General features: G+C 61.5%; 12 protein-coding genes and 1 riboswitch. Of the genes, 8 read left to right on the top strand and 4 right to left on the bottom strand.

The annotated features are described in order from the left end of the window. Nucleotides 1-260 precede the first annotated feature (260 nt). Nucleotides 261-337, top strand: a riboswitch (cyclic di-GMP riboswitch). Between the two features lie 92 nt (nucleotides 338-429). After that, nucleotides 430-726, top strand: coding sequence for a hypothetical protein (locus AC11W3_RS15770; RefSeq protein ID WP_484090633.1), 297 nt, complete (start codon nucleotides 430-432; stop codon nucleotides 724-726). A gap of 396 nt (nucleotides 727-1,122) precedes the next feature. On the opposite strand, the gene pdxR is transcribed toward AC11W3_RS15770, so the two are convergent. Then, nucleotides 1,123-2,517 carry a MocR-like pyridoxine biosynthesis transcription factor PdxR gene (gene pdxR, locus AC11W3_RS15765; RefSeq protein ID WP_484090632.1) on the bottom strand — a complete coding sequence of 465 codons (1,395 nt, stop codon included), beginning with the start codon at nucleotides 2,515-2,517 and terminating at the stop codon, nucleotides 1,123-1,125. 191 nt (nucleotides 2,518-2,708) lie between these two features. Here pdxR and AC11W3_RS15760 point away from each other — a divergent pair, with 191 nt between their 5' ends. From AC11W3_RS15760 to AC11W3_RS15750, 3 genes are all read left to right on the top strand, one after another. Then, entirely contained in the window at nucleotides 2,709-3,080 is a 372-nt protein-coding gene (locus AC11W3_RS15760) for a pyridoxamine 5'-phosphate oxidase family protein (protein WP_484090631.1), read from the top strand. A gap of 274 nt (nucleotides 3,081-3,354) precedes the next feature. Then, nucleotides 3,355-5,394, top strand: a complete 2,040-nt coding sequence (locus tag AC11W3_RS15755) for a PAS domain S-box protein (protein WP_484090630.1) — start codon at nucleotides 3,355-3,357, stop codon at nucleotides 5,392-5,394. A gap of 253 nt (nucleotides 5,395-5,647) precedes the next feature. Further along, the gene (locus AC11W3_RS15750) at nucleotides 5,648-7,789 is read left to right on the top strand and encodes a two-component system response regulator (protein ID WP_484093325.1); all 2,142 of its coding nucleotides are present in this window, start codon (nucleotides 5,648-5,650) and stop codon (nucleotides 7,787-7,789) included. A gap of 37 nt (nucleotides 7,790-7,826) precedes the next feature. On the opposite strand, the gene AC11W3_RS15745 is transcribed toward AC11W3_RS15750, so the two are convergent. Next, complete coding sequence (locus AC11W3_RS15745; protein WP_484089581.1) at nucleotides 7,827-8,735, bottom strand: AEC family transporter; 909 nt, start codon at nucleotides 8,733-8,735, stop codon at nucleotides 7,827-7,829. 871 nt (nucleotides 8,736-9,606) lie between these two features. Beyond that, nucleotides 9,607-12,252, bottom strand: coding sequence for an aminopeptidase N (gene pepN / locus AC11W3_RS15740; protein ID WP_484093324.1), 2,646 nt, complete (start codon nucleotides 12,250-12,252; stop codon nucleotides 9,607-9,609). 213 nt (nucleotides 12,253-12,465) lie between these two features. On the opposite strand from pepN, the gene AC11W3_RS15735 reads away from it, so the two are divergent. From AC11W3_RS15735 to AC11W3_RS15720, 4 genes are all read left to right on the top strand, one after another. Then, nucleotides 12,466-13,374, top strand: coding sequence for a cytochrome B5 (locus tag AC11W3_RS15735; protein WP_484089579.1), 909 nt, complete (start codon nucleotides 12,466-12,468; stop codon nucleotides 13,372-13,374). Then, entirely contained in the window at nucleotides 13,375-14,604 is a 1,230-nt protein-coding gene (locus tag AC11W3_RS15730) for a GGDEF domain-containing protein (protein ID WP_484089578.1), read from the top strand. It abuts the gene before it with no gap. A gap of 74 nt (nucleotides 14,605-14,678) precedes the next feature. Further along, nucleotides 14,679-15,977 carry a nitrite/sulfite reductase gene (locus AC11W3_RS15725; protein ID WP_484093323.1) on the top strand — a complete coding sequence of 433 codons (1,299 nt, stop codon included), beginning with the start codon at nucleotides 14,679-14,681 and terminating at the stop codon, nucleotides 15,975-15,977. 171 nt (nucleotides 15,978-16,148) lie between these two features. Then, complete coding sequence (locus AC11W3_RS15720) at nucleotides 16,149-16,394, top strand: hypothetical protein (RefSeq protein ID WP_484089576.1); 246 nt, start codon at nucleotides 16,149-16,151, stop codon at nucleotides 16,392-16,394. Nucleotides 16,395-16,880: 486 nt separating this feature from the next. Here the strand turns inward: AC11W3_RS15720 and AC11W3_RS15715 are convergent. Continuing rightward, nucleotides 16,881-19,970: pyruvate carboxylase (locus AC11W3_RS15715; RefSeq protein WP_484093322.1), on the bottom strand; the 3,090-nt coding region annotated here is incomplete at its 5' end.

Below are 19,970 nucleotides of genomic sequence, written 5' to 3'. Positions count from 1 at the left end.
AATCAAATGCTAATTCAAGACTTCACGATGATTTCATAGTTGCTTCTCGTGACTGTTCGAACTCTTTCGTAACATATGGCCCTTAGGACCTCAGGGGATTCGTGCCGGTGTGGGCGCTTGCGCAGGGACTTCTCGAAACCTTTTCCAGGTCGAAGCCGTGACCCTTTCCGGCCCCTTGTCGGGAGCAGAAGGGTTTTCGCCTTGACACGGCAGGCAGAGCTGCGGTATGTAGACAGGCGAAATTGAGTACCTGAAAAGATAAACGACAATACTAAACCATCCGCGAGGATGGGACGGAAAGCCTATTGGGTCTCACCGAGACAGCCGGGTCGCCGAAATATCATGTGATATAATGGCCCCGGCTTTTTTGCGTTTTAACGATGAAGACTAAGATGGCAGTGCGGTTAAACCCTTTTCAAAGGAGAAAAAATGAAAATATCATCCCTGCTCGTCCTGTCCGGCATGGCTCTATTCGTGGTTTCTTTCAATGCTGAAGCCGCGACGTCTGTGAATGTAAATGTCAACGCCTCTGTTCCTCCTCCGCCGGGCGTTCACGTATCGGTGGGGGCCGAGCGGCCGGTGTATCGGGAACCAGCCCGGGTGGTATATCCGGAGAGAGAAGAGCGGCACTACAAGGAGAAGAAGCGGGGTCATGCCTATGGACATTACAAGCATGACCGCGGCAATGGCAAGCACGGTAAAGGCAAGCACGGCGAGCGCGACTGAGCCGGCGATATGAGATTCAACCGCATGTGAAGCGAACAGGAAAGGCCCTTGGCAACCGCCACGGGCCTTTCCATCTTTCCATCCCTCGTTTATTCGATTTCCTTCCGGCCCGCTTTTGTAGTCGGGCATCCCCAGGAGGTCTGCCCTCTTCGCGATGGGCGCCGCCTTCGCCACGACAACCTTCCCCGCCTACTCGGCAACTGTAATCGCCACCTCTCCCCTGCATCTTCCACGGATCGCCGTACCCTGCGCCCCCTCGCCTGGCATCCGCCTCCTCCGGCGGCATCTGCCCCCATAAATATCTTCGTAACTGCACCTATCAGTGAGGACAATCTTGGTCTATCCTGCATGTGTCGAGGCAACGATGGTCGCAACATTCAGCCGGCTGCCAGGAACTCAGCGAAACCAGCTTTCGAAGAGGAGTGCGACTCCCTGGTCAATCCGGCTCATGGGCAGACCTCCGAAGCCTAGAAGAAAATTCGAGGAGTGCGGAATGCCACTGGCGCAGGTGACGGAAAAGGGGAAGAGCCTGATGCCTCTCTCTTCGGCTCGGCTTATCAGTTCTTTCTCGTCGAATTTACCGGCGAGTTGCAAAATGATGTGGAGTCCGGCGCCCTGTCCGACAATAACTGCTTTTTCGCCGAAATGACGCTCAACAGCGCGTAGAAGGGTGTCGTGTTTCTTTTGATAGAGAGTGCGCATACGCCTTACGTGGCGGTCCCAGTGTCCCTGTTCCATGAACTTCGCAAGAGTCTTCTGTTCCAGCAGCGACACAGAAGAGAAGTAACCGTTGAACAGGCGGCGATAGGCCGATAACAGCGAGTGGGGCAGGACCAGATAGCTTACCCGCAGCGCAGGAGAGAGCACCTTGGAAAAGGTTCCGGAATAGATGATGTCCCCGCCGGGATTCAATCCCTGCAGTGAGGGGATCGGCTTTCCGTGGTAGCGGAACTCGCTGTCGTAATCGTCCTCGATGATCACCTTCCCGTCCGCCTTTGCCCACTCGATCAATCTCAGCCGGTTGGCGATAGGCATCACGCAGCCCATGGGGAATTGGTGCGAGGGGGTGACGTAGGCAACGGTACTGCCGCTGCCCTCCAGCACCTCCAGGTCCATACCATCCGCACCGACCGGGATGGAGATGGTCTTGAAGGAGTGATTACCGAAGACCGCTCTCGGGAGGTGGTAGCCGGGATTCTCGACGGCCACCACGGGGTGTCGGTCCTTCAGTATATGCCCCACGATGTCGAGGCTGTGCTGGAGCCCCGCGCAAATGACGATCTGCTCGGTTTCGCAGGCGACTCCGCGTGACTGTTCCAGGTACTTCTGGATATTGCCACGCAATTCCGGCTCTCCCTGGGGGGCGCCGTCCAGGACCAGCTCTCGGGAATTCTGCCGCAGGCACTCCAGGAAACATTTCCGCCACAGCTTTGCGGGGAAAGCATCCTGGTCCAGCCTGGCGGGATGGAAATCAAACTGGTATCGCGCAGCGACCTCCGGGAGAGGTGAGCGCTTGCGTTGCCTTGGCGACAAAGACAGGAGCGCAGGGTCCTGCCGGACCGGCGTCACGAAATAGCCGCTTCGCGGCCTGCTGTAGATGTAACCCTCGGCATGGAGTTCCAGGTAGGCATTCTCCACGGTATTGCGGCTCGCTGAGAGTTCGGCAGCGAGGTCGCGTACTGAAGGGAGTCTGGCGTCGGGCGCGAGTTTCCCGGACAGTATGTGCTCTTTGATCTGCGTATAGAGTTGCGTGTACAGCGGAGCTCGGACATCGTGGTTGAGGACGAACATAACGCACCACCTTTTCCCTCTTCGGGGCGAATTCATGGGGAGTGTAACGCGTCCGTCGAGCAAGGGCAAAGAGAATCTGCACCCATCATCTCCCCCGATACGCCACGCAGAAGTGGGGCCAGATCGCTCTGCCGGAGTCCCGGAGGGAGTAAAGAAGGAAGCGGCAACTATCACAAGGAATGGAGGACATTATGTTTCCCGAAAAGATGCTTGAAGTATTGAAACGCGCCGGCGTGGCGGCCATCGCCACCCAAGGCCAGGATGGACCGCATCTGGTCAATACCTGGAACAGTTACATCCAGATCCCGGAGGACGGCCGGCTGCTGATTCCTGCCGGTTACATGAACGAAACAGAAGCAAACATAGCCAGAGATAACCGGGTCTTGCTCACGGTGGGGAGCCACGAGGTGGCAGGAAAGCTCGGCCCCGGAACCGGTTTCCTGATCAAGGGGAAGGGCGCCTTTCTCTCGACAGGGCCCGACTTCGAAAGAATCAAGGCAAAGTACCCCTGGGCGCGGGCGGCATTGGAAGTTGCCGTCCAATCGGTCGCCCAGACATTGTAGCCCCGGGGCTGCAAGCGGCATGTACCGTGCGGACCCGCTCCGCTGAAGTCCGCCCCGGCCGAGATTCCCGTGGCGGTAGAAGCGTCATTTCAAGCAGCGAGTAAAAACAGAGGCGGGGTCACCCAAGTGAGGGGACCTCGCCTTTTTTCGTGCACTTCGGCGAGGGAAGCTGTGGTGGAGGGCGTGCAGGCATTGCATTAAAAAGACAACTCGGTACACTTCACCAAGTAGAAACAAGGAGTTTGACGATCGCCAGGAGGAGCTCTTGCTCTGGATGCCAAAACCTCCGCCGGTTATGCTGCGCTCCCTGCTGGCCGCCCTCCTGGTCGCGATAGGAATCTTATTGCAGATTGCCTCCCTGCGGCACGTCGGAGTCCACCACCCCTTCCTCGTTTTCTACCCCGCAGTTGCCATAGCAGCCCTCTTCCTGGGATTCGCCGGCGGCCTGACGGCGACGATCCTTGCTGTATTAGCGGTTTGCTACTACTGGATGCCGCCGCCCGGTATCTGGGTCGAGGGTCTCGATGACCAGATCTACGTGGCCGTCTTCCTCTTGGAAGGTTTGCTCATCACCTACGCCGCGGAATGGGCGCGCCGCGGCAAGGTTGCGGAGGCGCAGGCCCGGATGGCGGAGGAGCGGCGGACGACGGCCGAACGACTGCAGGAGAGCGAGCAGCGGCTGCGGCTGGCGCTTGAGAGCGGGAAGATGGGGATGTGGAGCTGGGAGGTAGGGTCGAATTTGGCCGAGTTCAACGAGCGGGAATACGAACTGCTGGGTTTGCCGAAGGGGGAAGGTGTCGAATCTGCTGACGTTTTTTTCGACATGGTCCATCCGGACGATCTCCCCGAAATGAAGCGCATCCTGGATGCCGCGGCGAAGGGGGAAATGGACTATGTGCACGAGTTCCGCATCGTGCGCCCTGACGGTGAGGTCCGCTGGCTGGCCGGCCAGGGGCGGCTGTGCCATGACCCCAACGGAAAGCCACCACGCGTGCGCGGGGTGAACTACGATATCACCTCCCGCAAGCTCGCCGAGGAGGAGCTTCGGCGCAGCGAGGCGGAGGCGCGGGCCCGGGCCGATGAGCTGGCCGTTCTGATGGATACCGTTCCCGCCATCACCTTCATGTCCCATGACACCGAAGGCCTCAACATGTCGGGGAGCCGCCAGTCACGGCTCTTCCTGCGGATTCCCGAGGGGAAAAGCGTCTCGGTGTCCGCGCCGGAGGGGGAGCGCCCGCATTCCTTCCGCATCTACCAGGACGGCAAGGAGCTCGCTCCCGAGGAACTCCCCGTGCAACGCGCAGCCAGGGGAGAAGTCATTCGCAACTGCGAACTCACCGTCGTCTTCAACGACGGCAGATCGGCGGAGATATGCGGCGACGCCGTCCCGCTCTTCGACGATGCAGGGGACGTCCGTGGCGCCATCGGAGCATTCCTGGACATAACGCAGCGCAAGAAGATGGAGCGGGAGCTGCAGGAGGCGCACGACGAGCTGGAAAAGCGGGTGGAGGAGCGGACAGCGGAGTTGCGGCAGGCCATGGAGTCACTGAAGAGGGAGACCGAGGAACGCGTGCAGGCCGTCGAGGCCCTTCGCGAGAAGGACCAGTTGCTCATTCACCAGAGCCGCCTGGCGGCCATGGGGGAAATGATCAGCAACATCGCTCACCAATGGCGCCAGCCGCTCAACATCATGAGCCTCGTCATGCAGGAGCTGCCGGTGGTCTACGCCAGGGGGGGCTTCAGCGAGGAGTACCTGAAAGGGCAGGTGGCGAAGGCGAGGGATCTCATCGCCCACATGTCCCAGACCATCGAGGACTTCAGGAACTTCTTCCGGCCGAGCAGGGAGAGGCTGGTTTTCCGGGTCAGGGAGGTGATCGCCAAGACGCTCCCGCTGGTCGACGACACCTTCCGCACTCTCGGGATAACCTTGGAATATCAGGAATCGGGCGAGCCGGCGATTTACGGGTATGTCAGCGAGTGCTGCCAGGTTTTGCTGAACGTCCTGCTCAACGCCCGGGACGCCTTCCTTGTGTCGCCGGACGAGAAACCACGAAAGATCAAGGTGACCGCGTTCTCCGAGAACGGCAGGACGGTGGTGACCATCGCCGACAACGCCGGAGGTATTCCGGAAGAGATAATGGGAAAGATCTTCGACCCCTATTTCACCACCAAGGGTCCCGACCAGGGGACCGGAATAGGGCTGTTCATGTCCCGGACCATCATCGAAAAGCACATGAACGGAAGGTTCACAGCCCGCAACGTCGACGACGGAGCCGAGTTCAGAATCGAGGTCGATCCCGAGCCTCACCTTTGATGTCGGCCCGGTAGACCGACTGACTGCGGGGTGCGACGACAGACTGAAGAAAAGCCCTTGGCCAAGGCCAGGGGCTTTTCTTTGTGTGCCGAGTCCGGGCCCGCTGCCGCCGGATTGCTCAAGATGGGCGATGCCGCGCCCCCCGCTCTTTCCATCATTGCCAGGGGGTGCACGTTATGTAGAATCTAAGCATCGGAAGGGACGGAAGCGTGGTGGTCGATGATGCTGCAGGGATGTGCCGGAGGAGAAGGTCATGAACCCTTGTCGCGACCGCAACAAAGTGCAAAGGGCACTGGTAGTGGATGATGAGCCTGCGGTCCGCCTGTTGGCGAGAGTCGCTCTGGAAGAGGCGGGGTTCGTCGTCGAGGAGGCCCAAAGCGGTGACGAGGTTTTTAAAGCCATCGAGAACTTCATGCCGGACCTCGTCCTCCTTGATGTGATGTTACCCGGCAGCGATGGCTTCAGCGTCTGTTGGCACCTAAGCAAGGTACTGGTGGATCGGTCCTGCGCGGTGGTGATGATGACGGGCCTTGATGATCATGACTCGATTCAGAAGGCCTATGACTTCGGCGCCACCGACTTCATGATCAAGCCGATCAACTGGCAGGTATTGGGCTACCGGGCGAAGTACATCGCCCGAGCCAGCAAGGCCATCAAGGAACTCCATTCCAGCGAGGCGAGGCTCAAGTACGCCCAGCAGGTGGCCCGGTTGGGAAGCTGGGAATGGATCATCGACGAAGACATCTTCATCTTCTCGGATGTCTTCAGCCACATCTTCCAAATCCCCTCCTTGCAGGAGGATGGAACGCTGGAAACGTTTCTGGCAGTGGTCCATCCCGGCGAGAAGGATTACGTCCGGGTCGTATTCGAAGAAGCCGTGCGGACGGGGGGGGGCTTCGGGATAGACACCAGGATCGTCATCAACGGCAGCGGAGAGAGGTTTGTGCATGTGGAGGCGGGAGTCGTGTCGACCGCCGGCAACACAAGACGGCTCTCCGGGATGGTTCAGGATATCACCGAGCGCAAGCGATCCGAGAACCAGATCCGTTCCCTGGCCTATTATGACGTCCTTACCGGTCTGGCGAACCGGCTCCAGTTCAATGAGTGCCTGGAGGCCGCTATTTCGGCTGCGGTCGCCTCGCAGAGGAAGGTGGCGCTGATCTTCATGGACCTTGACCGGTTCAAGTTCATCAATGACACCCTGGGGCACGATGCAGGAGACCTGCTCCTCAAACAGGTGGCCCTGCGGCTCAAGAACTGCCTGCGAAAGAGCGACTGCGTTTCAAGGGGTGCGGCCGATAGGAGCACGGTTTCCAGGCTGGGAGGTGACGAGTTCACCATCGTCCTGGAGAACATAGCTTCCGACGACGATGTGGCCAAAATCGCCCGCCGCATCATTCATGACATCGATAAGCCGATCGACCTGATGGGGCGGGAGGTCTTCGTGACGGCCAGCCTGGGGATCAGCCTGTTCCCGGAGGATGGCGCGAACGCCGGGAGCTTGATCAAGAATGCTGATTCCGCGATGTACCATGCCAAGGCTCTGGGGGCCAACAACTTTCAGTTCTATAGCTCTTCCATGAATGAGTCGGCGGTGGAACGTCTGGCGATGGAGGGGGCGCTCCGCAAGGCGGTGGATCGGGACGAGCTGCGGTTGTTTTATCAGCCGCAGATCGATACCGAGATGGCAGGGATGGTGGCGGTCGAGGCCCTGGTACGCTGGCAGCATCCCGAGAAGGGGTTGCTCCCGCCGGGTGTCTTCATTCCCTTGGCGGAAGAGAGCGGGCTGATAACAGCCATTGACGACTGGGTGATCTCCACGGCCTGCAGCCAGATCCGCAGCTGGGAGAAGGAGGGGATCACCCCGATACGCGTCGCCGTCAATCTTTCCGGGCGCGACTTCATGCAGAATAAGGTGCTGACCATGGTGGAGGACGCCCTCGATGCAAGCGGCATCAATGCCGACTATCTGGAGCTGGAGATAACCGAAGGGGTCCTGATGAAGAACGCCGACGAAACGATCGAGACTCTCAACGCCTTGAAAGCGATGGGGGTGAAATTGTCCATAGACGATTTCGGGACAGGATATTCCTCGCTAAGCTATCTGCAGCGCTTCCCGCTCGACATGTTGAAGATAGACCGCTCCTTCATTTCCGATGTGACCACCAACAGCAACAACGCTGCCATAGTCACCGCCATCATCGCCCTGGCGTGCAGCTTGAGCCTCGAAGTGCTGGCTGAGGGGGTGGAGACAGAGGCGCAGCGCTCCTTCCTCGAGTCGCACAGGTGCTCCGTGATGCAGGGCTACCTCTTCAGCAATCCAATCGCTGCAGAGGGAATGGCCGCCATGCTCAAGGAACCGGGTAGGCCTATTCCCAATCCCCGCCGTCTGTGAGTATCCTCCAGGTGCCGCATTTCGTGACCGATCACCTTTAATGGACCTGTTGCAGCAGCAGGAAAAGCAAGGGGAGGGTGCCGAAGCAGAGGATGATGCCCACCCCTACCAGCGCCGCGGAGAGCTCGGCGTCCATCCCGGCCACGACCGCCAGTGCGGCCGCGGTCACCATGGGGGGCATACCGGCCTCCAGGACCGAGACGTCCATGGGCAGACCTCCGGAGGTGAAAAGAAGGCAGGCTCCCAGCGCCGACAGCGGGGCCACGATCAGCTTGACGGCAAGCCCGAATCCCAGCGGAGCCAGGACCTTTCTCTGCAGCCTTAGCCTTAGTTGCAGACCGATGGCGGTCATAACCAGCGGTACCAGGGAGAGCGAAACGCCCTGCAGCCCCTGGGCGAGCTTCGGGGGATACGGCCAGGACCTCATGGCGATGCCAACCACCAGCGCGATGGTCGGCGGGAAGAGCAGCATCTTCCGGGCCACGGCGGGGAGGTTGAACTTGCTCCCCTCCCCGTAGACGGCGAGGATGAAGGAGCCGTAGGTGGAGAAGATCACCATGGTCCCCAACTGGTCGTAGACGAGCAGGTGCGGCAGGCCGGCCTGCCCGAAGAAGGCCTGCACCATCGGTATGCCGAGAAACGAGGTGTTCCCCACGGGAACGATCAGCAGCAGGACCCCGACCACGCTCCGGGGCCAATGGAAGAGCCGGGAGCCGAGCAGCACGAGGGCCACGGAAAGAAGGAGCATGCCCCAGGGGACGAGCAATGGAATGATGGCGGAAGGCGAGAAGACGATCTGGGGGGCCTTCAAAAGCACCAGGGCCGGCAGCGAGACGTAGAGCGCGAACATGTTGAGGACCTGGGCGGAGTCCTTGGGGAAGGACTTGAGCCGCTGGAAAAGGATGCCCAGGAGCACAAAGAAACCTATCAGTATGAAATTTTCCATCGCATCAAGCTAGCAGCATTTCCCTCTTTTCCGAAAGAAAAAATCCTCCTCCACATTCGAATATCTCTGCTCTTCCGGTCGCGGTAACCAGGCCTGTGAAGGAAATTTCACCCCTCTCCGCACTTTCGCGGGGTCCCTACGGCTTGTGACGTGACGCCACCTGCCCCCCTGCCGCCCGGTTGGCGCGGTCTAATCTTGCCGCCGCCCCGCGCTCGCCAGGGGGCGACGGCTTCGTTAATATTCCCGCCGCGGTCATGGCAAGGGTCTCCCGGCCGATTTGTATACAAATGCCTGTTTTTCAGGCATTGAGGCGGATTGCTGAAATAAGAATGGGTGCGTAATTGTAGCTTTTTTAATTAGGTAGTGGTTTTTTTGCTGTGACGGCAGGATGTTCCACCGAAAACATGGCAAAAAGTGGCACAGAAACGGCATCTGTCTCATTAGTTGGCCAACTTGAAGGCGAAATGGAGGAGGGTGAATGGTAACGTGCCTTGTCGTACTAGCCGCTGTATGTCTCGTCGTGGTAGCTTTTCAGGTGTCCTGTTTCTTTTCCTACCAGGAAAAGAAGACCGGCACCTCCAGAACCTCCAGTATGCCTGACGGCTGCACCGAACCGTGATCCACTGTTGATCTGAAGATAGTGTTTTGCAGCTTCACTTGACGAAGTGGCAGCTGATGCAATGCAATCCGCCGTGCCTGTGATGCAATGAACTGCTATGTGATGAATGGATTGGAATGTGATTTTTTCCGGCGTGCAATAGCAACGGCGGCCTCTCGGGGCCGCCGTTACCTTTCCGGTTAACCGTTTCTCCACATTTCGAGCTCCCCCTGCCCTCCGGGAGAGGGAGCCTGAAACCTCCTTCCCAGCCTGTCACGACAGGCTCTTCTCAGCCACCTCGTAAACGTCCTTCGCCAGATCCGGCTCGGCCAGGATCCGGGTCAGTTCCTTTTTCATCAACTCCTGCCTGTCATGGTCGAAGCGCCGCCAGCGGGTGAAGGGGGTGAGCATCCGCGCCGCGATCTGCGGGTTCAGGCTGTTCAGGCGCAGCACCTGGTCGGCCAGGAAGCGGTACCCGGCGCCGCTGGCGTCGTGGAAGCGGACCTGGTTCGCCTGGCTGAAGGCTCCGACCAGCGAGCGGACCCGGTTCGGGTTCCTGAGGTCGAAATCGGGGTGCTCCAGAAGCGCCAGCACCCGGGAGAGCGTCTCGGGCAGCCGGGAGGTGGCCTGGAGCGAGAACCACTTGTCGATGACTCCCCTGTCGTCGCGCCACCTCTGGTAGAAGGCCTCAAGCGCCTCCGCCCGCTCGGGGCAGTCGCAGCTGGCCAGGTTGCTCAAGGCGCCGAGGCTGTCGGTCATGTTGTCGGCGCTCCTGAACTGGCCCATGCTGAGCTCGATGGCGTCTCTCCCTCCGGCCGCCATCAGGTAGGAGAGACAGAGGTTTTTGAGCCTGCGGCAGCCGGCAAGGCCGTCGTCCGGTCGATAGGGAGCCTTGGGGGCACAGGCGTCGCGGGCCGCCAGAAGCTCCGCCCGCAGCCGCTCCCCAAGGGCTGCGCGCACGAACTCGCGAGCCTCGTGGATGGCCACCGGGTCGATCACCTCCATCTGCTCGGCCAGGTAACCCTCGGCCGGGAGAGTCAGCATCTCCGCCAGGAAGGCCCGGTCCTGCCTGGCGTCCCCCAGCAGCTTGCGGAAGGAGTCGACCAGGCTCTCCTTCAGCTTAAGTTCCCGTCCCGCCTGGTAATCCGCCGCCAGGCCCATGATCAGCTGCACCCCCTGGACCTGTCCCGCCTCCCAGCGCACGAAGGGATCGCTGTCATGGGTCATGAGCAGGGCGAGCTCCTCGTCGCTGTAGGGGTAGTCGAGCTTGGCCGGAGCGCAGAAGTTGCGCAGCAGCGAAGGCACCGGCCTGGCAGGGATGTCGAGGAAACGGAAGGTCTCGGTTCTCTCCCGCAGCTCCAGCATCCGAGAGGTCCCGACACCCCGGGTCTCTCCCTCCAGCCGCAGCGGAAGCTCCCGCCCCTCCCGGTCCAGAAGGCCCATGATCAGCGGCAGGTGGAAGGGCTTCTTCTCCGGCTGGCCCGGCGTGGCAGGACAGCTCTGCATGACGGTGAGGGTATAGCTCCTGCTTTGCTCGTCGTAGCCGTCCCTGATTTCGAGGAGCGGCGTTCCCGCCTGGTCGTACCAGAGCATGAACTGCGTCAGATCCCGCTTTCCGGCGTCCGCCATGGCCTGCACGAACTCGTCCACCCGCACCGCGCCGCCATCATGTCGCGCGAAGTAGAGGTCCATCCCGGCGCGGAAGGCCTCCTTCCCCAGCAGGGTGCGCAGCATCCTGATGACCTCGCCCCCCTTGTGATAGACAGTCATGCTGTAGAAGTTGTTGATCTCGACGTACGATTCCGGTCGCACCGGATGCGCCAGCGGGCCGGCATCCTCGGGGAACTGGTGGGACCTCAGCGTCTTCACGTCTGCGATCCGCTTCACCGCCCGTGACTCCATGTCCGCCGAGAACTCCTGGTCCCGGAAGATGGTCAGACCCTCCTTGAGCGAGAGCTGGAACCAGTCGCGGCAGGTGATGCGGTTGCCGGTCCAGTTGTGGAAGTACTCGTGCCCGATCACCTCCTCGATCGCCTGGTAGTCGTCGTCGGTGGCGGTTTCGGGGCTGGCCAGCACGTACTTGGAGTTGAAGACGTTCAGCCCCTTGTTTTCCATGGCCCCCATGTTGAAGTCGTCGGCGGCCACGATCATGTAGGTGTCGAGATCGTACTCGCGCCCGAACTCTTCCTCGTCCCAGCGCATGGCCCGCACCAGCGACCTAAGGGCATGTTCGCATTTCCCCAGGTTCTTCTTCTCCACGTAGATTTCCAGGTCGATCTCGCGCCCGCTCATGGTGGTGAAGCGCCCCTCGATATGCTCCAGGTCGCCCGCCACCACGGCGAAGAGGTAGCTCGGCTTCTTGAAGGGGTCGTTCCAGGTGGCGAAGTGGCGGCCGTCGGGCAACTCGCCGTGGGCGATCCTGTTGCCGTTGGCCAGCAGCACCGGATAGCCGGCGCGGTCGGCGCGCAGGGTCACGGTATAGACGGCCATCACGTCCGGCCGGTCGGGGAAGTAGGTGATGCGCCGGAATCCCTCGGCCTCGCACTGGGTGCAGAGCATGGGGCCGGAAACGTAGAGGCCGGAAAGGGCGGTGTTCTCCTTGGGGCTGATCCTGGTCGCCACTTCCAGCGCGAAGCTCTCCGGGACCTCGGGGATGGTGAGGTGGTGGTCGTCCACTGTATAGCGGTCGGGGGGGAGGTCGTTGCCGTCGAGCTTGAGCGAGACTAGGGTCAGTTCCTCCCCGTCCAGCACCAGCGCTCTCCGGGTGCCGCCTAGCTCGGGGTTCGCCCTCACCGAGAGGCGGGAGATGACCGCGGTGGCATCCGCGTCAAGATCGAAGGAGAGCTCGACGCTCTCAATCAGGTAGTCCGGAGGGGTGTAGTCCTTCTGGTGGATGGCGGGGTGCAGGTTTTCAGTCATGGGGGGTTCCTTTCGAAGGATCTGTGCTGTCTTCAACTGTCTCACATAACGGACAGTTCATGACAGAGAATTGTACAGTGATGGCAACGTCTTTTCAATGTTGTGCTGGTAAAAGCCAAGCCACTATAACAGAGAGAACCGGCTTTTCCTTGATAGTGTCTACAAAGAACGCTTAAATTGACTTTCCGGCACGTTGACGGTATACCTTCTGGCATGATAAGGCTCTGCACTCTCATCATCCTCCTCGCACTCTACTGGACCCCAGTCCCTGCCTACGCCAATGAACTCTATGCCCAACAGACCGGCAAGAGCTGCTCGTTCTGTCATGTCGACCCCGCCGGCGGCGGGGAGTTGACCGCAGCCGGCAAGGCGTTCGCTGCCAGCCGTGCCAGTAAAGCTGAGGCGCCGGAGCCTTCCATCTCCGCCCGCGTCGTCCGCTTCGGCGCGGGCTACCTTCATCTCCTTACCGCCATCCTCTGGTTCGGAACCATCCTCTACGTGCACCTGGTGCTGAAGCCTGCCTACGCGGCGGGGGGGCTGCCGCGCGGGGAGGTGCGGGTGGGGGTGATCTCGATGGCGGTGATGGGCGTTAGCGGGCTGATACTCACCCACTTCAGGGTGACCTCCCTGGACATGCTGCTGCACACCCGCTTCGGCCTGCTCCTTTTGGCCAAGGTCTTCCTTTACCTGGTCATGGTGATATCCGCCATCTTCGTGGTGACGGTCATCGGCCCCAAGCTCAAGGCCAAGCGCAACGGGCCCGGAGTGCTCGAGCACGGCCACGAGCTGACCGCGGACCAGCTGGCGCCCTACGACGGCAAGGAGGGGCATCCCGCCTACTTCGCCTACGAGGGAAGGATCTACGACGCCACCTCCAGCAGGCTCTGGAAAAACGGCCTCCACGTGGGGCGGCACCAGGCGGGGCAGGACCTCACGGAAACGCTGAAACTGGCGCCGCACGGCGCGGACAAGATCGCACAGCTGCCGCAGGTGGCCGTTCTCGTTCAGCAGGCAGGGCGTAAGGCGCCGCTGCACGAGAGGGTTTTCTTCTTCATGGCTTACATGAACCTCAGCATCGTCTTCCTGATCGTGCTGATACTGGCGCTTTGGCGGTGGTGGTAGATGATGCGCTTTCGCCTGCGCAAGCTCGACGTCAAGAAGGATCCCAAAGCCCTGCTGCGTCTCTTCTGGATCTGTTCCCTCCTCTCCATGCTCCTGGTTATGCTCCTCGCGGGCGTCGGATTTGAGGAGATCCTGCGGCGCTACGTCACCTACAGCGCCGAGGATGACGCCATCAACGTCAGCAGCGCCCTTTTGGCCGAGGAGCGCGACAGCATCGTCGCGGTCCGCACCGACGGCAGCTCCGCCATGGAGGTGAGGCCCGAGGACATGCCGCGTCTCGACCGGCAACTCAGGACCTTTCTGGCCCCCTTCAACATCGTAAAGATCAAGATATATTCAGCGGACTGCCGTATCGTCTACAGCACAGAGAGGAAGATAATCGGGGAGCTGAACAGCAACAACCCCAGGCTGAAAAACGCCCTGGCCGGGCGCTTCGATTCGAGGCTGGAGAAGAAGGAACAGGTCCAGGACCTGGCCGACGAGGTAAAGTTCAACGTGGACGTGGTGGAGACGTACATCCCCGTCACCGATAAGGCAAAGAGGGTCATTGGCAGCTTCGAGGTCTACATCGACGTGACCCGGTACCGGGAGCAGTCCAAGAAGGCGATGGTCATGGCCATGGGGCTCCTCGGCTCGATACTGACGCTGGGCTTCGCCGTCTCCTTCCCCTTCATCCGCAAAGGGACCAAGGACGTCAGGGAGATCCAGGAGGTGCTCAGGCAGCAGAGCATCACCGATCCCCTGACCGGCATCTACAACAAAAGGCAGATCCTGGTGATAGCCGAGAGGGAATTCTCCCGGGCCATGCGCAGGAGGAAAAAGGAGCTTCACGACTTCGAGCTGGGCTTCATCATGCTGGACGTGGACCGCTTCAAGGAGGTCAACGACACCTATGGACACCTCGGTGGCGATGAGCTCCTCCGGCAGCTGGCCGACAGGATTGCCGAGTCCCTGCGGACCTACGACGCCGTGGGACGTTTCGGGGGAGAGGAGTTCGTGGTGGTCCTTCCGGGGGCGGACCTGGAACAGACCCGGAGCGTGGCCCAGAAGATATGGCGGCTGGTTAGGGAGGAGCCTTTCGTGCTGGAGGGGGAGGAGTTGACCCTCACTGCCAGCCTCGGGATCTCCACCTGCCGCGAGGATGAAGAGGACTACCTCGATGCCCTGAAGCGCGCCGACCAGGCACTGTACAGGGCGAAGAACGCGGGGAGGGATCAGGTGTGCGCGTGAGCCGTACATGGGCCCTCTGTGGAGTATGGCGACAGGCGAGGCTCAACAGGCTTCATCTTACAGCAGGAGATTAAATGCAGATAGACAAGCAGAACCTGCGGCTGGAAGGGATCTACCCGCAGCGCCAGAAAGAGTTCTTCATGCAGCGGGTGAAGCTCCCCGCCGGCATCATCTCGGCGCAGCAGGCGGAAGTCGTGGCCGGGATCGCGGAGCGCTCCGCGCGCGGAGTGGTTCACCTGACCACCAGGGGGAGCATTGAGCTCCACTGGCTGACGGAGGGCGACCTGATACCGGTGGCGAGGGCGCTCGCCTCGGTGGGACTCGTGAACCGCGGGGCTTGCGGCGGCGCCGTGCGCGGGGTCGTCTGCGGGAGCCTCAGCGCCGGTGGGGCGCCGGCACTGGAGGCGCTGGTCCGCAAGATCCACCGTCACTTCACCGGTAACCCGCGGTTCGAAAAGCTCCCCAAGAAGTTCAAGGTGGGAATCGAGGCCGACGCCTCGAGCGGCCGCCATCTCATCCAGGATCTGGGGCTGATCCCCGCGCCGTCGGAGGACGGACGGCCGCGCTACAACGTCTGGGTAGCGGGCGGCCTGGGGCGCGAGCCGACTCCGGGGTTCCTGCTGGCCGAAGGGGTGCTCGAGGAGACCCTGCTCCCGCTGATCGAGGCCATCCTGCGCATCTACGAGTCCAACACCCCGCCGGGGAAGCGCCTCAAGCACCTGGTGCGGGAGATCGGTCAGGACGAGTTTCGCCGCCGGGTGCTCACCGACCCGTCGATAGCCGAGGAACTGGCCACTGTTCCCTCTCTGGTCGGCAACATGGTCCCCGTACCGGTGAGTGCGGAGTATCGCCTGGAGGCGCACGTCTTTGCCGGTGAACTGCGGGCCGCGGCCTTGGCCTCGCTGGCCGCCATCGCCAGGCGCTACTGCGGCGGGATGCTGATGGTGACCGGGGACCAGAACGTGGTGATGCACGTCGAACAGGGTCAGGAGCCGGGGGAAGGGGCCAAAGCCCTGCGTGAAGCCGGATTCGCCGGTGACACTCCCCGGGACCGGGCAATCTTCAGGGTCTGCCCGGGCAACCACGAATGCATGCTGGGGCTCGGGCCCACCCGCGAGATCGCGGAGGCCGTGTTGCAGCAGATGGGCCCCGAGGCCGGGAGGCTGAACTGGGCCATTTCCGGCTGCCCCAACTCCTGCGCCCAGCCGCAACTGGCCGAAGCCGGGATCATCATTTCCCGGATGCTGAAGGAGGCTGCCGGCGCCTCGCCACGCTTCGACCTTTACCGGGGGGGCGAGGGGGCCTTTGCGGAGCGGGTCGAGCAGGGGCTGACCCTGGCCGCCCTGCTGGGGGCGGTAAAGTCCATCGGTTAAAAAAACTTATCGCAGAGAAATATTTTTTCTGTACCTCGGGAACTTTGTCGCTATACTTAGAATCTGTTTTGCGGCGCTCGCTAATAAAGCGCGTTGACGCGTTCCTTTATTAGCTTTCCCGCTAGTCGCCGCGTCAGGTGAAGCAATGGCGAGCGACAAGGAGGTGACAGAGTGTTATCTGCAGTCGGAGAAAGCGCGCAGGTGGCCTTGCAGGCCGGCACCATAGCCGGCAGGGAGAGCAAATCAGAGAAGTCCACCGAGGCCTCCGGGATGAAGGAGAAGAGGGACAAGGTCACCATCTCCGCCGAGGCTGTTCAGCTTACCCATGCAGCCCTGAACGCCACGGAGAAATCTCATGATAGCCGGCAGGATCATTCCCGGGACGATGGCAAGGAGCAAGCCGCCGGGAAGAAATGATGCGATAAGAAGGTCCCTGGATTGAAGAGGCAGGGCGATCTCGAGGCAGATCGCCCTTTGCTTGTCCCCGCCCCTTTGAGGTCGTCCGCTGTGTCGTCGGTTCCCCCCCCTCTCAGTCGTCCGTGGTGTGCCTTTCCCGTGTATACAATCCCTTAAAGGCGTCAAATTTATGTCGATCTGCCGCCGGAGGGGCTAAAAGTGGACAACATCGCGTGGTTGCCCGGTTTTGCGGCGTAGAAGGCAGCCAGTGCATGATCTATAATCCACCGAAGCTGTGGATAACTTTGTGGACAATAATGGGGATTGACAGCGAATGCGGGCCTGGCAGGGGGATTTGTAACGGAATGCATCTTTTTTGAGCAGGGCTTTTGGCGTATACGCGATACCGTCACCGATTTGACGGTCGCTTTTTTCCACGAAAAATGGGGGGCTTTTCAGCCCCCCATCTCTTTGCCTCAATACCTGCTCCTTGCGGGGCAGCCCTTCTTATGCCATCACTATCAGCAGTTCTTCCTTCTCGACCTTGTCGGCTTCCTTGCACCTTACTTCGGCGACGGTACCGTCTTCCTTGGCTTTGACGTTGGTCTCCATCTTCATGGCTTCGGTGACCACCAGGATGTCCCCCGCCTTGACCTGATCCCCCGGCTTCACGTTGACCTTCAGCACCTTCCCAGGCATCGGCGCGCCCACCTGCTTCGGGTTGGCCTTGTCCGCCTTCTCCCTGGACGACTGCTCGGTCTGTACCGACTGGTCGCGCACCGTGACGCTGCGGGAGTTGCCGTTGAGCTCGAAGTAGATCTGACGGGTGCCGTCGGCCTGGATGGAGCCGATGGCGTTCAGCTTGATGATCAGCGTCTTGCCGGGCTGGATCTCGATCGAGGTCTCCTGCCCCGGCTCCAGGCCGTAGAAGAAGATCGGGGTCGGGATCACCGAGATGTCGGAGTACTCCTGGCGGTGCTTGTCGAACTCCGTGTAGACGCTCGGATAGAGGATGTAGGACATGAGGTCCTTGTCGCCGACCGGATGCCCGACCTTGGCGGCCGCCGCCGCGCGCTCCATCTCGAAATCGGCAGGCTCGAGGAGCTCGCCGGGGCGGCAGGTGATCGGCTCCTCGCCCTTGAGGATGATCTTCTGCAGATCCCGCGGGAAGCCCTGGTAAGGCTGGCCGATCATCCCCTTGAAGAAGCCGACTACCGATTCGGGGAAGGCCAGGTCGTCGCCCTGGGTGAAGACGTCCTCAGGCTCCAGGTTGTTCTTGACCAGGAACATGGCCATGTCGCCCACGATCTTGGAGGACGGGGTGACCTTGACCAGGTCGCCGAAGAGGAGGTTGACCTTGCGGTACATCTCCTTGCACTCCTCCCAGCGGTCGATGAGGCCGAGGCCGGCCACCTGCGGCTTGTAGTTGGAGTACTGCCCGCCGGGGATCTCGTGGTGGTAGACCTCGGCGGTGCCGCTTTTGAGGCCCGACTCGAACGGGGCGTAGTAGTCGCGCACCGTCTCCCAGTAGTTCCCCAGCTGCTGCAGGCCGCGCTCGTTGACCTGCGGGTCGCGCTCGCTCCCCTTCAGGGTCGCCACCAGCGCGTTCAGGTTCGGCTGCGAGGTGAGTCCCGAGATGGAGGAGAGGGCGGCGTCGACGATATCGACTCCGGCCTCGGCCGCCTTCAACAGCAGCGCGCCGCCGTTGCCCGAGGTGTCGTGGGTGTGGAGGTGGACCGGGATGCCGATCTCCTCCTTGAGCGCCTTGACCAGCTGGTAGCCGGCGAACGGCTTCAGGAGGCCCGCCATGTCCTTGATGGCCAGGATGTGGGCGCCCATTTTCTCCAGCTCCTTGGCCATGGAGACATAGTAGGAGAGGGGGTACTTGGTCCTGGTCGGGTCGGTGATGTCGCCGGTGTAGCAGATGGCGGCCTCGCAGATCTTGCCCGACTTGCGGACGGCGTCCATGGCCACGGTCATGCCGCGGGTCCAGTTGAGCGAGTCGAAGACCCTGAAGACGTCGACGCCTGAGGCTGCCGCCTCCTCGACGAAGCGCTGCACCACGTTGTCCGGGTAGTTGGTGTAGCCGACGGCGTTGGAGCCGCGCAGAAGCATCTGGAAGAGGACGTTGGGGATGGCCTCGGAGAGATCATGCAGCCTCTGCCACGGGTCTTCCTTCAAAAAGCGCATGGAAACGTCGAAGGTCGCCCCGCCCCAGCACTCGAGCGAGAAGAGGTCGCTTCCCAGGTGCGCGGTGGCGTCGGCAACCTTGAGGATGTCGAAGCTCCTCACCCTGGTGGCCAGAAGCGACTGGTGGGCGTCGCGCATGGTGGTGTCGGTCAAAAGGAGCTTCTTCTGCTCCAGGACCCACTTGGCCAGCCCCTCGGCCCCGCGCTCGCGCAGGATGTCGCGGGTACCCTTCGGCTTCTCGAGGAAGAAGTCCCCCTGCGGCACGGTAGCCTCCAGGAGGTCCCTGGACTTGAGCGGCTTGGCGACCCCGGCGGAGCCGTTGACGATGACTTCGCCGATGAAGTGCAGCACCTTGTTGGCGCGGTCCTTCTTCTCCTTGATCACCAGGAGTTCCGGGTGCTGGTCGATGAAGGAGGTGTTGCAGTCTCCCGACTCGAAGACCGGGTGGGTGATGACGTTTTCCAGGAAGCCGATGTTGGTCTTCACGCCGCGGACCCTGAACTCCTGCAGGCAGCGGTTCATCACGTTGGCGGCGGCCTTGAAGCTCAGGCCCCAGGAGCTGACCTTGACCAGCAGCGAGTCGTAGTGCGGTGTGATCTGGGCGCCGGTGAAGGCGTTGCCGGCGTCGAGGCGCACGCCGCACCCTGCCGACGAGCGGTAGGTGCTCAGGGTGCCGAAGTCGGGGGCGAAGTTGTTGGCCGGATCCTCGGTGGTGATGCGGCACTGGATGGCGTAGCCGCGCATCTCGACCGACCCCTGGTTGGGGATGTTGATCTCGGGATCGGAGAGGCGCTTCCCCTCGGCGATCAGGATCTGGGCCTGGACCAGGTTCCTGCCGGTGATCATCTCGGTCACCGTGTGCTCGACCTGGATGCGGGGGTTCATCTCGATGAAGTAGTAGCGCCCTTCCTCGTCGAGGAGGAATTCGACCGTGCCGGCGTTGCGATAGGCGACCTGGCGGGCGATCTTGAGCGCGTCCTGGCAGAGCGCGCGGCGGGTTTCGCCGGGGAGGGCCAGGGAGGGGGCGAACTCGACCACCTTCTGGTGGCGGCGCTGGATGGAGCAGTCACGCTCGAAGAAGTGGACCAGGTTGCCGTAGGAGTCACCCAGCACCTGCACCTCGATGTGCTTGGGGTTTTTCAGGTAGCGCTCGAGGAAGACCGAGGCGTCGCCGAAGGAGGCCTTGGCCTCGCTGCTGGCCGACTGGAGCCCCTCGAGGAGTTCCTTCTTGTTGGTGGCGACCCTCATGCCGCGTCCGCCGCCGCCGGCGGCAGCCTTGATGATGATCGGATAGCCGTAGTTCTTGGCGAAGATCAGCGCTTCCTCTTCGTGCTCGATCGGCTCCTCGGTCCCCGGGACGGTGGCGACGCCGGCGGCCTTGGCGACCTTCCTGGCGGCGACCTTGTC

This window comes from Geomonas sp., from assembly GCF_056994735.1.
The sequence above is the reverse complement of the archived record's forward strand: the minus strand, read 5'-3'. Positions and strand labels throughout refer to the sequence as shown.

Coding starts and splice junctions, on each gene's coding strand:
- pdxR (WP_484090632.1), bottom strand. CDS start 2,517: ATGTTCGTCCTCAACCACGATGTCCGAGCTCCGCTGTACACGCAACTC.
- AC11W3_RS15760 (WP_484090631.1), top strand. CDS start 2,709: ATGTTTCCCGAAAAGATGCTTGAAGTATTGAAACGCGCCGGCGTGGCG.
- AC11W3_RS15730 (WP_484089578.1), top strand. CDS start 13,375: ATGATGCGCTTTCGCCTGCGCAAGCTCGACGTCAAGAAGGATCCCAAA.
- AC11W3_RS15770 (WP_484090633.1), top strand. CDS start 430: ATGAAAATATCATCCCTGCTCGTCCTGTCCGGCATGGCTCTATTCGTG.
- pepN (WP_484093324.1), bottom strand. CDS start 12,252: ATGACTGAAAACCTGCACCCCGCCATCCACCAGAAGGACTACACCCCT.
- AC11W3_RS15755 (WP_484090630.1), top strand. CDS start 3,355: ATGCCAAAACCTCCGCCGGTTATGCTGCGCTCCCTGCTGGCCGCCCTC.
- AC11W3_RS15725 (WP_484093323.1), top strand. CDS start 14,679: ATGCAGATAGACAAGCAGAACCTGCGGCTGGAAGGGATCTACCCGCAG.
- AC11W3_RS15745 (WP_484089581.1), bottom strand. CDS start 8,735: ATGGAAAATTTCATACTGATAGGTTTCTTTGTGCTCCTGGGCATCCTT.
- AC11W3_RS15735 (WP_484089579.1), top strand. CDS start 12,466: ATGATAAGGCTCTGCACTCTCATCATCCTCCTCGCACTCTACTGGACC.
- AC11W3_RS15750 (WP_484093325.1), top strand. CDS start 5,648: ATGAACCCTTGTCGCGACCGCAACAAAGTGCAAAGGGCACTGGTAGTG.